The 14,795-nt window shown below is 69.8% G+C and carries 14 protein-coding genes; 2 read left to right on the top strand and 12 right to left on the bottom strand.

All coding sequences use genetic code 11. From position 1 onward, the window contains the following. Window positions 1-13: 13 nt before the first annotated feature. The 4 genes from ACFUCU_RS05670 to ACFUCU_RS05655 form a co-directional block, all read right to left on the bottom strand. The gene (locus ACFUCU_RS05670) at window positions 14-562 is read right to left on the bottom strand and encodes a GNAT family N-acetyltransferase (protein ID WP_377971256.1); all 549 of its coding nucleotides are present in this window, start codon (window positions 560-562) and stop codon (window positions 14-16) included. A gap of 7 nt (window positions 563-569) precedes the next feature. Further along, window positions 570-1,319, bottom strand: a complete 750-nt coding sequence (locus ACFUCU_RS05665) for a LamB/YcsF family protein (RefSeq protein ID WP_377971254.1) — start codon at window positions 1,317-1,319, stop codon at window positions 570-572. After that, complete coding sequence (locus tag ACFUCU_RS05660; RefSeq protein ID WP_377971252.1) at window positions 1,303-2,121, bottom strand: hypothetical protein; 819 nt, start codon at window positions 2,119-2,121, stop codon at window positions 1,303-1,305. The genes ACFUCU_RS05665 and ACFUCU_RS05660 overlap by 17 nt, the downstream gene beginning before the upstream one ends. A gap of 175 nt (window positions 2,122-2,296) precedes the next feature. Then, window positions 2,297-3,670: an NAD-dependent succinate-semialdehyde dehydrogenase gene (locus ACFUCU_RS05655; protein WP_377971250.1), complete on the bottom strand. Its 1,374-nt coding sequence runs from the start codon at window positions 3,668-3,670 to the stop codon at window positions 2,297-2,299. A gap of 381 nt (window positions 3,671-4,051) precedes the next feature. Here ACFUCU_RS05655 and ACFUCU_RS05650 point away from each other — a divergent pair, with 381 nt between their 5' ends. Continuing rightward, entirely contained in the window at window positions 4,052-5,062 is a 1,011-nt protein-coding gene (locus ACFUCU_RS05650; protein ID WP_377971248.1) for an isopenicillin N synthase family dioxygenase, read from the top strand. A gap of 135 nt (window positions 5,063-5,197) precedes the next feature. Here ACFUCU_RS05650 and ACFUCU_RS05645 read toward each other — a convergent pair whose 3' ends face one another. The 8 genes from ACFUCU_RS05645 to ACFUCU_RS05610 form a co-directional block, all read right to left on the bottom strand. Beyond that, on the bottom strand, window positions 5,198-6,070 hold the full coding sequence (locus ACFUCU_RS05645; RefSeq protein ID WP_377971246.1) for a hypothetical protein: 873 nt from the start codon (window positions 6,068-6,070) through the stop codon (window positions 5,198-5,200). 79 nt (window positions 6,071-6,149) lie between these two features. Next, on the bottom strand, window positions 6,150-6,803 hold the full coding sequence (locus ACFUCU_RS05640) for a response regulator (protein ID WP_377971245.1): 654 nt from the start codon (window positions 6,801-6,803) through the stop codon (window positions 6,150-6,152). Further along, complete coding sequence (locus ACFUCU_RS05635; RefSeq protein ID WP_377971243.1) at window positions 6,800-8,095, bottom strand: sensor histidine kinase; 1,296 nt, start codon at window positions 8,093-8,095, stop codon at window positions 6,800-6,802. Before ACFUCU_RS05635 ends, ACFUCU_RS05640 begins: the two co-directional genes overlap by 4 nt. Window positions 8,096-8,245: 150 nt before the next feature. Beyond that, on the bottom strand, window positions 8,246-9,001 hold the full coding sequence (locus ACFUCU_RS05630; protein WP_377971242.1) for a class I SAM-dependent DNA methyltransferase: 756 nt from the start codon (window positions 8,999-9,001) through the stop codon (window positions 8,246-8,248). 120 nt (window positions 9,002-9,121) lie between these two features. Next, window positions 9,122-11,452 carry a glycoside hydrolase family 65 protein gene (locus tag ACFUCU_RS05625; RefSeq protein WP_377971240.1) on the bottom strand — a complete coding sequence of 777 codons (2,331 nt, stop codon included), beginning with the start codon at window positions 11,450-11,452 and terminating at the stop codon, window positions 9,122-9,124. 58 nt (window positions 11,453-11,510) lie between these two features. Further along, the gene (locus ACFUCU_RS05620; RefSeq protein WP_377971238.1) at window positions 11,511-12,254 is read right to left on the bottom strand and encodes an HAD family hydrolase; all 744 of its coding nucleotides are present in this window, start codon (window positions 12,252-12,254) and stop codon (window positions 11,511-11,513) included. Window positions 12,255-12,338: 84 nt separating this feature from the next. After that, window positions 12,339-13,346: a LacI family DNA-binding transcriptional regulator gene (locus tag ACFUCU_RS05615; protein ID WP_377971237.1), complete on the bottom strand. Its 1,008-nt coding sequence runs from the start codon at window positions 13,344-13,346 to the stop codon at window positions 12,339-12,341. A gap of 160 nt (window positions 13,347-13,506) precedes the next feature. Next, a complete protein-coding gene (locus ACFUCU_RS05610; protein WP_377971235.1) occupies window positions 13,507-14,124 on the bottom strand; it encodes an alpha/beta hydrolase in 618 nt (205 codons plus the stop codon). A gap of 371 nt (window positions 14,125-14,495) precedes the next feature. Here ACFUCU_RS05610 and ACFUCU_RS05605 point away from each other — a divergent pair, with 371 nt between their 5' ends. Beyond that, entirely contained in the window at window positions 14,496-14,759 is a 264-nt protein-coding gene (locus ACFUCU_RS05605) for a DUF6458 family protein (RefSeq protein WP_290256947.1), read from the top strand. Window positions 14,760-14,795 lie beyond the last annotated feature (36 nt).

Genomic DNA, 14,795 nt, shown 5'->3' with positions numbered 1-14,795 from the left:
GCCGGCCGGCTTCTCAATCGTCTGCGCAGCTGCCAAGCGAGTGCTCAGCTCGGGGTGCAGCGGCACGCTCCATGCAGATGAGCCGGGCCCTGTCCTCCCACGACGGGACGGGGACGAATCCGCGCCTCCGGTAGAGCCCAATGGCGTCCTCCCGCCAGTCCCACACCGTGAGCCGGACGGGATCGTGCCCGGCCTCGTCGGCGAACTCCAGCGCGGCGTCGAGTAATGCCGCACCGACCCCCAGGCCGCGGGCTGCCGGACTAACCCAGATCCGCTTGATCTCCCAGGCCGTTCCGGCGCGGTGAACCGTGATAACGCCGGCCGGTCCCGTCCCCGCGTCCGCCAGGAGGACGTTCGCGCCGGCATAGGCTCCCGCCGGGTCATCCACCTCACGGCGGTACCGCTCCGGAAGTACCCCGGAAAACGGCGCTCCGCCAAGCTGCGCCGCCTTTTCCCGCTCGGTCTGCAATAGGTAGGCGGCCACCAGCCCGCCAACAGCGGCGGCATCCGGACCGTTCAGGTCCGCGGTCCGGACAGGGGGCGTGCGCGCGACGGCGTCCAAACGGTTCCTATGCGAAGGATTCCAGCTCGACGCCGGCCTGCTCCAGCGCGGAGCGGACGGCGGCGGCCACAGCCACCGAGCCGGGGGTGTCGCCGTGCAGGCAGAGTGAGTGCGGCGTGCGTTTCACTACGGTCCCGTCGATCGCTTCGACCTCGCCCTTGAGCGCCAGCCGCACCGCCCGCCGGACGATCTCGTCCGGATCCTCGATGAAGGCGTCGTTCTCCAGATGCGGTACCAGGGTGCCGTCCGGACGGTAGGCGCGGTCGGCGAAGGCCTCGTGGAAGACCGGGCTGCCGGCCTCGGCGGCGAGCCGCAGCAGGGCGGACCCCTCCAGCCCCAGGACCGGCAGGCCCGGATCGTAGGCCTGGACGGCGGCGACGACGGCGGAGGCCTGCTCCTCGTCGTGGACCGTGCGGTCGTACAGCGCGCCGTGGACCTTGACGTAGTCCACGGAGGCACCCACGGCGTGCGCGACGCCGTCGAGCGCCCCGAGCTGGTACAGCACCGAGCCGAACAGGTCATCGAAGCTGATGTCCATGGCGCGCAGGCCGAAGCCGCCCAGGTCCGGGTAACCCAGGTGGGCGCCGACGCGGACGTCGAGTTCGTAGGCCGCGCGGCAGGTGTCCAGCATGGTCACCGGGTCACCGGCGTGCTGCCCGCAGGCGACGCTGGCACTGGTGACCAGCGGGAACATCGCGGCGTCGTCGCCCATGGTCCAGGAGCCGAACGACTCCCCGAGGTCAGCGTTCAGATCCACCGCGCGCCCCTTTCAGGCCGGTTACGGCGTCGCCCGTGTTCATGTCAGCGGAGTGCAGGTCGCCGGGAATGGTGATCGGCATGGGGCCGAAGGCTTCCTTGGCGTTCTCGATCACGGCGCGGCCCATCATGCGGTTGCCGACGCCGCCCACCACGGCGCCGACGCCGAACGGCAGCGCCCGGCCAAGGAACGCGGTGCCCTGCCGCTTGAGCAGGTTGCGCAGGAAGGCCCGCTGGATCTGCTCGCGGACCGAACCGAAGCCGGCCAGCGGGGCGCGCCGGGCGAACAGGGAACCCCATGCCTGGGTGGGGCCCTTGCCTTGGCCCGCGGCCTGGCCGCTGAGGGAGCTGAGCAGCGTGGTGCCTTCCTCGCCGAGCATGATCGCCATGACCAGGGTGCTGGCGCGCTCCGGATCCTCCAGCCGCACGCCGTGCAGCTCGGCCAGGGACGTGGCGAACAGGGCGGTGGCCTCCAGGAAGCCGGCGGTCGCGGCGGCGGAGAGCCCCAGCGCGGCCACGGTTCCGACGCCGGGGACGACGGCGGAGCCGCCCACCAGGGCACCTCCCCCGGTGACGGCCATGAGGTAGTTGCGTTCCAGGATCGCGGCGAGCTGCGCGGCGCTGGCGTGCGGGTGCTTCTTCTGCAGCCTCCGCAGGTTCGCCAGGACCAGCGGCCGCTGGATCTCCACGGCCCGCAGGAGCACGTTGTGCACGCCGGGCTTGGGCTTGCCCTCGGCGTCGAACATCGCGCTGTGGGCGGCTTGCTGGGCAATCTTCATCGCCGGGTTGCTGCGCTTGGCCATCATCGCCTCTCATAAACCATAAGGGTGCTGAACGTTGTCCAGGGTTAAAGACTAGGCCACGCCCGCATCGGGCACGGCGACGGCCGCGGACGGAGGCAGTTGCCCCCGTCCGCGGCCGTGAGTGGCCGGCAGCGCCGAAGCTTTTCGCACGGCGGCCGGCGGCGCCGTCGGCGTTTTAGCGCGGGGTGCGGATGAGCTTCTTGTTGACGAACTCGTCCATGCCGAAGCGGCCCAGCTCGCGGCCGACGCCGGAGCGCTTCACGCCGCCGAAGGGCATGTCCGCCTGGGTCTGGGCCACCGAGTTGATGAACACCATGCCGGTGTCCAGCTGGTCGGCGACGTCCTGGGCCTTCGCGGGGTCGGCGCTGAACACCGATCCGCCCAGGCCGTAGGGCGAGCCGTTGGCCAGGTCGATTGCTTCCTCCACGCTGGCCACCTTGTAGATGACGGCGGCCGGGCCGAACAGCTCCTCGGAGAACGCCCGCATCTCCGGGGTGACGTCGGTGAGGACGGTGGGCTCCACATAGGCGCCGGGGCCGTCAACCTTGTGGCCGCCGGTGCGCAGGGTGGCTCCCTTGTCCACGGCGTCCTTGATCTGCTCGACCAGGCCGTCCGCGGCGCTCTGGGAGGACAGCGGACCGAACCGGGTGTCTTCCTGCTGGGGATCGCCGGGCTTGATCCGGGCCATCCGCTCGGTGAACTTCTCCACGAACGGCTCGTAGAGGTCTTCGAGGACGATGAACCGCTTGGACGCGGTGCAAGCCTGGCCGGCGTTGCCCATGCGGCCCCCGACGGCGGCCTTGACGGTGGCGTCCAGGTCATCGGAGTCGAGCACGATGAACGGGTCGCTGCCGCCGAGCTCGAGGACGTACTTCTTGAGGTTCCGCCCGGCGACCTCGGCCACGGCCGCGCCGGCCCGCTCACTGCCGGTCAGGGACACGCCCTGGACGCGGGAGTCCGCGATGATCTCCGCCACCTGGTCGTTGTCCAGGAAGAGGTTGGTGTAGGCGCCCTTCGGCAGCCCGGCGTCGTGGAAGATCTTTTCGATCGCGAGGGCCGACTGCGGGCAGCTGCCGGCGTGCTTGAGCAGGATGGTGTTACCCAGGACCAGGTTGGGCGCGGCGAAGCGGGCCACCTGGTAGTAGGGGTAGTTCCACGGCATGATGCCCAGCAGCGGGCCGATCGGGGTGGAGCGCACGAGTGCGTCGCCGCCGCCCTTGACCTCCAGCGGTTCGTCCTTGAGGAATTCGGGGCCCTCGGAGGCGTAGTAGTCGTAGATCGAGGCGACCAGCTTGACCTCGCCGCGGGCCTCGACCACGGGCTTGCCCATTTCCTTGGCAATCAGGCGCGCCAGTTCGTCCTCGCGTTCCCGGTACAGCTCGGCGACCCGGGCGATGACCTTGGTGCGTTCCTCTACCGGCGCCTTGCGCCACTCGAGGAAAGCCTGCTGAGCGGCGGCGAGCGCCGTCTCGACCTCTTCCTTGGTTGCGAGCGGAAATTCCTTTTCCGTCTCTCCGGTCGCGGGGTTCACTGTCTTGTAGGCAGTCATTGGTCCACCATCTCCGTTTCTGGCTGGGTTGAGCCGGTGTGGGCGCGGGCCGCGAACGACGCCGATGCGGCGCCGCGCGGCGGTCCCCGCCCCGGGTGAAGACTGGCCGCAGCAGGTGCGCGGCCCATCCTTTAGGCGGCAACCGCGCGGTCCCCGGCTGTATTCCAACCGTGATCTCCTGCACGCCGGTGGCGGGTCCGCCGTTGGCGCCGGCGGCGCCGCCGGACGCGCCGCCGTCGTCGGAAATACCCCATCGCTCCGGCCCGCACAAGGCGGTGACGCATTTCGAAATGCAGTGCTGCCGCCGCGGGCATCCGGTCGTAACGTTGAAGAAATTAAGGACTTCGATTTCCACATCGCGCCACGAAGGGCTATAGGACCGTGTCACTCGAATCACTCCCCGTTCTGGACTACTCCCGGCTGAACGCCGGGCCGGAGGAAGCCTCCCGGTTCCGGGACGAACTCCGCGACGCCATGCACAACGTCGGGTTCCTCTACCTTTCCGGCCACGGCATCCCCCAGGACCTGGTGGACGCCATGCTCGAGACGTCCCGGCGGTTCTTTGACCTGCCGGAGGAGCAGAAGCTCGCCGTGGAGAACATCCACAGCCCGCAGTTCCGCGGCTACACCCGGATGGGCGCCGAGCTCACGGACCGGGCAGTGGACTGGCGCGAGCAGATCGACATCGGCGTCGAACGGCCAGCGGTTGAGCCGGGCGACGGCGTTGCCGACTACTGGCGCCTCGAGGGCCCGAACCTGTGGCCGGCGGAGCTGCCCGGGATGCGCGACGTGGTCGCCGCCTGGACGGACCGGCTGAGCACGATCTCGCTGAACCTGCTCCGCGCGCTGGCCGTGTCCCTGGGCGCCCCCGAGGACAGCTTCGACGACGCCTTCGGTGACCGCGCGTTCCCGATGCTGAAGATCGTCCGCTACCCGGGCGAATCCGGCGACGAACCCAAGCAGGGCGTCGGCTCGCACCGCGACGGCGGCGTCCTCACCCTCCTGCTGGTGGAGCCGGACAAGGGCGGCCTGCAGGTGGAGTACCAGGGCCGGTGGATCGACGCGCCGCAGGTGCCCGGGACGTTCGTGGTGAACATCGGCGAGATGCTGGAATTGGCCACCAACGGCTACCTCAAGGCCACGCTGCACCGGGTCATCTCCCCGGCGAGGGGCACGGACCGGATCTCGCTGCCGTTCTTCTACAACCCGGCGCTGGACGCCACCATGCCGCAGCTGGCCATGAACGCGGAGTTCCAGGCCAAGGCCCGCGGCCTGTCCGTGGACCCGACCGACAGCCCCATCCTGGAGACCTACGGCGATAACGCGCTGCGCTACCGGCTGCGGGCGCACCCGAACGTCGCGGCCATCCACCACGCCGACCTGCAGGGGTAGGTTCCGCGGGTCCGCTTCCGCCGCCTAGACCGAACCCTCGGGGCGCACGCTCTCGCCGTTTCGACGGTTCCCTGCCAGATAGACGCTTAGAAGCGTCGAATCCGCGGGGAGCCGTCGAAGCGGGCGGAGGTTGGGCTAGTTCGACGACGCCGATCCCAGGGCCGCGGCGTTGGCGGCGGCCGCGCGCCGGATCTCCTTGACCCGCTCGATCTGCGGGGCCAGTTCCTGCATCCGGGTGGTCAGGTACTTGTCCAGGACCGCGTCCAAGGCCTTGTGGAACCCGGTCTGGTCACGGCAGACGGCGTCCGTGACCGCGATCCGGAACTCCTCCTGACCGCCCGCGGCCCGTCCCGCCTCGACAGCCCGGGCCGGGTTGGCGAAGGAGGGGTACGGGGTCTCTTTCATGCAGTCGGTCCAGGCTTTCACCGCCGCGGCAATGCCCGGATCCTGCGAGGAGGAAAGCGTGGCTGGCAGGACCAAGTTGTAGGCCACACCCGTGGCGAGCATGTAGTTCTCGGGGCTGCCGTAGATCCGGGTCATGGCGTCGCCGTGGCAGCCGCCCTTTAGCGCGCCCGTGGTGCCCGTTTTAGCGACATCGTCTGAGGAGCCCGAGAGCGCCCCCACGAACGCCGGGTCGGCGAAGAGCCGGCCCTCCGCCGAGTCGGGTGCGGCTTCGCCCGGGCCCCTAGGTTGAGTGGAGGTGTACCCGCTGGCCTTGGCTGCCTCCACGGTCAGCCGCGGGTAGCCGATGTCCTTGTTCAGATCGATAGCGAGCGTGGACAGCGGTGGCGTGTAGTCGTAGCCGGCGGCGGCCATGCAACGCCGCACAGCCTCCTGCATCCCCTTCTCCGCAACCGGGTCCGCCGTCGCATAGGCCTCGGCCTGGCGGATGATCCCGGCCACCGGCTCGGCGGACGCCGTCACCGACCCGGCGGGAATGGCGGCCGCCGCCAGCGCGGCTGCCGAACCGACGGCCAGGACGACTGCGCCGATGATCTGCTTCTTCATGGTTCCCCCATTTGTTGTTGGCTGTGAGTTGCGTGGCCCGCCGGTGCGGCGGAGCAAAGGTTCGGGCGCCGGTCCCGGCTCAGCTGATCAGGTGGTGTTCGTAGGCGAAGGCGACCAGCTGGATCCGGTTCTTCAACGCGAGCTTGCCCAGGATGGCCCCCACGTGGGACTTCACCGTCGCCTCACTGAGCACCAGCTCCGCGGCGATCTCGGCGTTGCCGAGTCCTTTCGCGGCCAGGCCGAACACGTCGCGTTCCCGGCCTGAAAGCTCCGCGAGCGCAGCCTGATTTCCGGGTTCCGGCGTCGTGTAGTCACGCAGCAGCTCGTTGGTCAGGGCCGGGGCGATCACCGAGTGGCCGGAGTGGACCGTGCGGATGGCCGCCAGGAGGAAGTCCGGAGTGGTGTCCTTGGTGAGGAACCCGGCGGCACCGGCCCGGATGGCCCTGACCACGGCTTCGTCGTGCTGGATGGTGGTCAGGACGATGACCCTGGTGGCGTTCTGCGGGTGGTTGGTGACCGTCCGGGTGGCGGTGATTCCGTCCATCACGGGCATCCGGATGTCCATGAGGACGACGTCGGGGGCCACTTCCCGGACGAGGTCGACGGCGGCCGCGCCGTCGACTGCCTCGCCCACGAGTTCCATGTCCGGCTGGCTGCGAAGAATCATGGTGAGACCGGCGCTGAAGAGCGGCTGGTCATCCACGACGGCCACCCTGATCGGCGCGGCGCTCACGGCTTCACTCCCGCGAGGACTGGGTCGCCTGTGTCGCGAGCTGTGACGCCAGGATCCTCGGCCATTACCTCCGGGCCGTCGGGATCCGCCTCATTCCGGTCCGCCGCGGTGCGGGGCAACCACGCCGTGACGCTGAAGCTCCGCGCATCCCTGGTTGTTTCGAGGCGCCCGCCGGCCGCTGCGGCCCGGGCCCGCATCCCCGGTATCCCGTGCCCCGCCCGTTCCGGTCGCTGCCCGCCGTCGTCGGGACCCAGCATGGAAAGAACACGCAGCTCCAGGCCGTCGTTGTCCCAGTCCAGGGTGAGGTCGGCGCCTAGGCTCCGGTCCCCGTGTTTGAAGGCGTTGGTCAGGCTCTCCTGGGCGAGGCGAACGATGGCCTGTCGCCGGTGCCCGTCCACCGGCCACGGCGCACCCGTCTCCCGGAGCCTGACCTGCAGGCCGCTGTCACCCAGCCGGCGCGCGAGGTCCCGCAGTTCCGGCCCGGGGTGGGACGCGGGGCAGGCCGGTGCGGGCGAGAACTGCTCGACCAGGCGGCGGGTTTCGACCAGCGCGGTCCGGGCGGATTCGGCGATGACCCCGGCGGCCCGGTCCACAGCCTCGGGTTCCGTCCGGTGGATGAAGCGCATCCCGTCGGCCTGGCTGACGATAATGGTCAGCGAGTGGGCCAGGACGTCATGCAGCTCGGAGGCGATGCGGTTGCGTTCCTGTTCGACGGCGAGTTCCGTGGCGGTCAGGCGGAGCCGTTCCTCCGCGGCCTTCTGCGCCCGCTGGCTCCGGGAGGCCCGCTTCACGGCGGTACCGGCGGCGCAAGCGGCGAGATTCAGTGCGGCGAAGGCCCCGAAAATCAGGAAAGCGTACGTCAATGTCCGCAGGGGTCCCCGGCCGTAGATCTGGGTGCCGAAGACGAAGTTGATCCAGGTCTGGTCGGTGAACCAGGTTGCCGTGACGATGCCGGCGTACACGACGGCGGCCGCCGCCGGGACCCATCGGCTCCGCTGCCCCCACCCCAGGACCGCGAAGAACAAAGCCACGGGCACCACCGCGTAGTTCAGGACCCCGGACTGGAAGACGAGCGGGAAGACCCTGAGGCACTGCAGCGTCAGCGCCACCAGGACTAGGCCGAGGGCCGCCGCCGGGAGCAACTCCGCCACCGCCACCGCCGTGACCAGCGCCAGCAGCAGCGCACTCTTCTGGTCGAAGTGGCGGTCCTCCAGGACGGCCAGCGCCAGGATCAGCACCGCGGCCGTGGCTGGCGCGGCGAGCACCCTCAGGGACGGGATCTTTGTGAACATGCCCCCACCCTAAGCAGGGCAGGGGGCCGTTCTACCGCTCCGCGGCGCGAGTTCCGCCCGCCGGATGACCAAGTTCAACCGGAGGGATGAGCGCCGGTAAGCCCTCGGCGTCGCCGCCATGCCGCCGTCGTCAGCCGTTTCGTGCAGGCCTCAGCGCGACGGCAGCCGGTAGACCGAGACGTGGCTCCGGGAGTCCGCCGTGAACTCGCTCCGGTCCCAGTCCGCCCAGCGGGACTCCAGTTCGAAGCCGGCCAGCCGGGCCATCAGGTCCAGCTCCGCCGGCCAGATGTACCGGTGCGGCGTGCGGCCCATCCGAGCGTCGCGGCCGCCGGAAACGTCCGGATCGAACCGCACATGGTGCGAGACCACCAGCTGTTGGAGCACGTCATAGGTGTCCACCAGCAGGTAGCCGGGCTCGCTGACCTCCACCGTCGCCCCGCGGCCGGGCGGCAGCGAGCGCAGCTGCGGCACCCAGAGTTCGACGACGAAGCATCCACCGGGCGCCAAATGGGCTGCGGCGTTCCGGAAGCACCGGACCTGCTCCTCCTGCGTCAGGAGGTTGGAGATCGTGTTGAAGACCAGGAAGGCCAGGGCGAACCCCTCCCCCGCCGAGGCCTCCACCATGTCACCCCGCACCACGGGAATCTCCTGCGGGCCGGCCTTCTCTCGGAGCCTTGCGATCATGGCGTCGGAGAGCTCGATGCCGGTCACCGGGACGCCGGCCGCGGCCAGCGGAAGGGCCACCCGGCCGGTTCCGATTGCGAACTCGACGGCGCGTCCCCCGGCGGCAAGCTCGGCAAGGACCGCGACGGTCGGTTCCAGCACCTCCGGGGCGAACATCCCCTCGCCGGGTGTGTCATAGCGGGAGGCGGCGTCGGCGTCCCAGAGCTGCTGCTGGTTGATCATCCCGCCACTATTGCACCCGGAACCCCGGTCCGGAAGGAAGCTGGGCGATCCGGGACCGCGCTTCAGCCCCCGCCGTTTCGACGAGGAAGTGGGCGCGGGAAGGAGCTAGCCCCCGAGCCCCTACCCCGCCGCGTGGATTACCGGGATGGACGCCGTCGCCGGGCCGGGGAAGACCGTCGGCTCGGGGCTCTCCACCGGCTGCACGGCGAAGGACACGGCGTCGGCCCCGACGGTGCGGCGTTCACCGCGCACGTCGACCTCCAGCGGGCCGCCCTCGACCATGGCCAGCCGCAGTTCCCGGTGGTCCAGCTGCACGTGCAGCAGGCCGCCGCTGAGCTTCAGGTGGAAGTCCAGGGAATCCCATTCGGCGGGCAGCCGCGGATCGAAGTAGGGCACCTCGCCCTGGTCCCGGAGGCCGGCGAACCCGCTGACCAGCGAGCTCCACACGCCGCCGGTCGAGGCGATGTGAACGCCGTCGATCGTGTTGCCGTGGGTGTCGTCCAGGTCGATGTAGACCGCGTGCAGGAAGTGGTCCAGCGCGGCCTTGCCGTAGCCCACTTCGGCCGCCATGATCCCCTGCACGCAGGCGGACAGGGTGGAGTCCCCGGTGGTGATCGGGTCGTAGAAGTCGAACGCCCGGCGCTTCTCCTCGGCACTGAAGTCCTGCCACTGCAGGAACATCGCCAGCACCGTGTCCGCCTGCTTGAGCACCTGGTGCCGGTAGATCACCAGCGGGTGGAAGTTCAGCAGCAGCGGGTACTTCGAGCGCGGGGTGTTCCAGTCCCACGGCTCCAGGGTCATGAAGTCGTTGTCCTGGGAGAAGACCTGCAGGTCGCCGTCGTAGGGCAGGTGCATCCGGTTCGCGGCCTGCTCCCAGAGCTCGCGCTCGGCGTCGTCGATCCCCGGGTGGTCCAGCGCCGCGGCGGCGCGCAGGTTAAAGCGCGCCATGACGTTGGTGTAGAGGTTGTCGTTGACGACGGCGGTGTACTCGTCCGGGCCGGTCACGCCGTGGATGTGGAACAGCCCGTCCTTGCCGAAGAAGCCCAGCGAGGCCCACATCCGCGCGGTCTCGATCAGCAGCTCGGAGCCCTGGGTTTCGCGGAAGGCCGCGTCCCCGCTGGCCCAGATGTAGCGGTTGGTGGCGAAGGCGATCGCGGCGGCGATGTGGAACTGGGCGGTGCCGGCGGCGTAGTAGGCGCTGGCCTCCAGGCCGTTGATGGTGCGCCACGGGAACAGCGCGCCGTCCACGCTAAGTTCCTTGGCGCGCACCCGGGCCTCGGGCAGCAGTTCGTGCCGGAATTCCAGGACCTGCCGGGCGTTGTGCGGGTTCGTGTAGGTCAGGTACGGCAGGAGGTAGACCTCCTGGTCCCAGAAGTAGTGTCCGTCGTAGCCGGAGCCGGAGACGCCCTTGGCGGGGATGCCGGCGACGTCGGCGCAGGCCGTGGCCTGGGCCAGCTGGAAGAGGTTCCAGCGGATGGCCTGCTGCAGCTCGGACCGGCCACCCACCACGATGTCGCTGGTGGTCCAGTACTCGCGGTAGTGCGCCTCGCTCTGGGCGAAGATGGCCGCCACCGGCAACAGCTCGCGCTCGGCGGTTTCCGCCGGGTCCTCGTCGGCGCCGCGGGCCACGGCGTAGCTGACGCTCTTCTCCAGCCGGAACGGCTGGTCCGGGCTGACGGCCAGGACGTAGCGGACGCTGCTGTCGTCCTGGTCCACCTGGGTGTCGAAGGGCTGGACGTTGGCGGAGGTCCAGTGGTCCACGGCCATGCCCAGCCGCTGCCGGGACTCCGCGGCCTCCCAGGAGAGGCGCAGCGAGCCGTCGCCGCCGTCGAGCCGGAGCGGCAGCAGCACGCGTCCGGCGTGCCGGCCGGCGCGGCGCGGGTCGTGGGCGGAGTGGTCCTCCACCGGCTGATCCTGGCGGTTGACGACGGCGGAGGTCACGTCCGCGGAGATCTCGCGGTCGGCGGAGACCTCCAGCGAGATGCCGAGGGTGCCGCGGGCCTGATAGCCCACGGCGCGGCGTTCGGTGGTGGTCACCGTGGACCCGGACCGGCACTGCCAGACGATCCGGCACTCGTAAATGCCGGTGGCGAAGTCCACGCTGCGCCGGTAGTCCAGGACCGTGGACTCCTCCAGGCTGAGCATCTCGCCGTCGATCACCACCGCGAAGTTGTTGGCATCGGGGATGTAGAGGATCCGCTGGCCGGTGCGGGCGAAGCCATAGGCGTTCTCCGCGTGCTTGATGTCCCAGATTTCGTGGAAGCCGTTGATGAAGCTGCCGGGCAGTTCGGCGTCGGCGGCGGCCCAGTGCGCGCCGCGGATACCGAGGTGGCCGTTGCCGAGGCTGAACAGGGTCTCCAGGGTGCCGGCGTTGCCGGGGACGTGGGCGGTCTCCACGAGTTGCCAGGGGTCGTTGGGGAACCTGGCGCGGTCCGAGGTGATGAGAGCCATGGTGGGGGTCCTTCGGGGCGGAGGGTCTGGTGCGGGTGGGGTGGGTGGCGGCTGCGGGCTAGAGCAGCTCGGCGAGGTCGCTGACCACGAGGGTGGCGCCGGCGTCGAGCAGGGTCTGTCGGCCCGCTCCCCGGTCCACGCCGATGACCGAGTGGAAGCTCCCCGCGCTTCCAGCCTGGACACCGGAGACGGCATCTTCGACAACAATGCATTCCTCGCTCGGCAGCTCCAGGAGCCGGGCCGCGTACTGGTACGTGGCCGGGCTGGGCTTGCCGGGCAGGCCTTCGGAGAGGGCGACGACGCCGTCGACCACCACCGGGAAGTAGTCCGAGAGTCCCGCGGCCTTCAGCACCGGGACCGCGTTGCGGGAGGAGGAGACGACGGCGAGCTTGAGTCCGCGCTGGAGCGCGGCCTCGATGAAGCGCACCGAGCCCTCGTAGGGCTGCACGCCGCCGGCGGCGACGATGTCGTTAAACACCTTGTTCTTGCGGTTACCCAGGCCGTGCACGGTGTCATGGGCCGGGTCGTCGTCGGCGGGGCCCTCGGGCAGCACGATGTCCCGGGAGGCCAGGAAGTCGCGGACGCCGTCGAAGCGGGGCTTGCCGTCGATGTGGTCGAAGTAGTCGCTCTCCCGGTAGGCCTGCGCCCCGGGGACGTCCTTGAGGTACCCGTCGAAGAGTTCCTGCCAGGCGCGCTCGTGGACCACCGCGGTGGGTGTCAGCACGCCGTCGAGGTCGAAAAGGACGGCGGAGGCGCCGGCGAAGGCGTCGGCCGGCAGGGCCTCGGGGGAAGTGGCAGTCATGGGTTCGGGTGTCCTTCCAGACGGATGTAGAGATTCGGGGGTGGAGCGGGGGTCTGCTGCCCGGCCGCGGGGCCGGGGGTGTGGTCAGCGTCGTCGGCGGGTGCTGCGCCGCTCCACCAGCTTGGTCTCGAGCAGGTGTGCGGTGCGGGCCGGCGGTTCCGGCCGGAGCAGGCGCTCCACCAGCAGGTTCGCGGCGAAGGCGCCCTGGTCCGCGACCGGCTGGGCCACGGTGGTCAGGCCCAGGAACCAGCTCATTTGATGGTCGTCGATCCCGATGATCGAGACGTTTTTCGGCGCCGACATGCCCAGGTCGCGCAGGGCCATCAGCGCACCGAAGGCCGTTTCGTCGCAGCCGGCGAACACGGCCGAGGGGAGCCTGCGGTTCTCGACCAGTCCGGTCATGGCCCGGCGGCCGCCCTCGATGCTGGAGCCGGCATCCAGGACCAGGTCCGGGTCCAGCCTCAGGTCGTGCTCCGCGAGCGCCCGTTCGAAGCCGCGGCGCCGGGCGTCCGCGGTGACCACGGTGCTCGACGGCGGCTCCGTGCCGGCCAGCATTGCCAGGTCCCAGTGGCCCAGGTCCAGGAGGTGGCCGGTGGCCTTCCGAGCCGCTTCCTCGTCGTCGATCCCGACGTTGTCCCAGGGCACGGACTGCATGCCCACGCTGGCGACGGCGAGGCCGGAGTCCTCCAGGGCCGCGACCTCGGCGGCGTCCAGCGCCACGTTCAGCAGCAGGACCCCGTCCACGCGCTGGGCCAGTCCGGCCAGGTCACCGAACAGCTTGCGCTGCACGCTGGGGCGGTTCCGGAGGCTGATCAGCACCGTGTCGTAGCCGCTGTCGGCGAAGACCTCCTCCGCGGCCTCGACGGCCTGGGCGAAGAACCACGCGGTTGCGGTGGGGACGATGATGGCGACGGCGCCGGTGGAGCCTCCGGCCAGGCGGGAGGCTGCGCTGGATGCGCGGTAGCCCAGCTTGCCTGCCGCGTCCGCGACCTTGGCCTGCGCCTTTTCGGACACATTGGGGAGGTTGCGGAGTGCACGGGAGACGGTGCAGATCGAGAGCCCGGAGAGGGCTGCCACGTCCTGGATGGTCACGCGCGGTGCCTTAGCCATGCGACACGGGCCTAGACCTTTCTCCCCAGCAAGTAGTGGGCCGATCAAATTGGCCAAATTAGAGTGTAAACGCTTATAAAAACAGGGCGCAAGTACCCGGATTCGGGCCATCGAATGGATTATCCGCCGGGCTCGGGCTCCGTCAACGCAGGACGTAGTGCCGCAGGAACGCCCCCACGTCCACCAGCTCGGCCGCCGAGATCGAATGCCCCATCCCCGGGTAGCTGCGGGCCGTGAGCTGGGTGTGCTCTTCCAGCCATTCGGCCGTGTGTTCGGTGGCGGCGTCGTTGATGACGACGTCGTCCTTGTCCCGGCCCCAGAAGAACGGCGGGCGGGCCTCAAACGACTCACTCATGGCCAGCAGTTCGTTCTCCAGTACGAACCCGGAGAGCCCGACGGCGGCGCGGAAGCCTTCGGGTCGCAGGCGCAGCAGGGTGCTGGCCATGGCCATGCCCTGGGAGTAGCCGAGGAGGCTGACGCTGCTGTGCCGGTCCTTGACCGAGTCGATCCAGGCGAAGACCCGGTTGGCGGCGGAAATCACGTCCGAGAAGTCGTGGGTGAGGAAGTAGTCCAGCAGGAACCAGCCGTAGTCGTCGCCGATCACCTTCGGGCCGCGCAGCGCGGCGCAGGTGAACTCGGACGGTAGGCTGCCGAAAAGGTTCGACATCCGGGTTTCGTCCGTGCCGTAACCGTGCAGCATCACCAGCAGCGGGGTGCCCTCCCGCTCCGCCTCCGGCCTGGACCAGGCAACCGTCTCCATCCGGCCAGCCTAGCGAGAACCCGGGCCGCGCCGTCGAACCGGGCTTGCCGCGCCGGTTCCGGAAATCCGCTGCGCTTCTGGACCGGCGCACCCCGGGTCCGGGCCGCGCCGGTCCGGAAGGGGCGCGGAAACCCGGAAGTGACGCGAAAAACCGCCCTCACCTGCGGTTTTTCCGTCAAACCGGGGCCGAAATCGTTGTATCCGGGGGTGCCGGGCTGTAGCGTGACAATGGACAGCATGCTTAGCGTTGGCCGCGGCCCTTCAGGCGGCGGCCCTAGTCGCGACCCGGACTCTTCGATACCGACTGCACCACAGGACTTCACCAGACTCAGCCAGTGACACCGTCCATCCGGACCCCTAAGGAGCAAGAAATGAGAATCGGATCCTCCATCTTCCTGATCGCCCTCGGTGCCATCCTGGCCTGGGCCATCACCCCCGGACTGATCCCCAACGTGGACCAGACCATGATCGGGTACATCCTGATGATCGTCGGCGTGATCGGCCTGATCGCCTCGCTGATCCTGGCCTCCCCCGGCCGCAGCCGCACCCGCCGCGTCAGCGAGACCCGCTCGGTGGTTGACCCCAACACCGGCGAGACCATTACCCGCAACGAGAGCCGCGACGCCGGCATCTAGCCCGAGGCCCGCCGTCCCGGCGGACTGAGGACCCGC

This window comes from Arthrobacter sp. NPDC057259, assembly GCF_042668995.1.
Taxonomy (GTDB): domain Bacteria; phylum Actinomycetota; class Actinomycetes; order Actinomycetales; family Micrococcaceae; genus Arthrobacter.
This window is presented reverse-complemented; position numbering and strand designations above follow the sequence as displayed.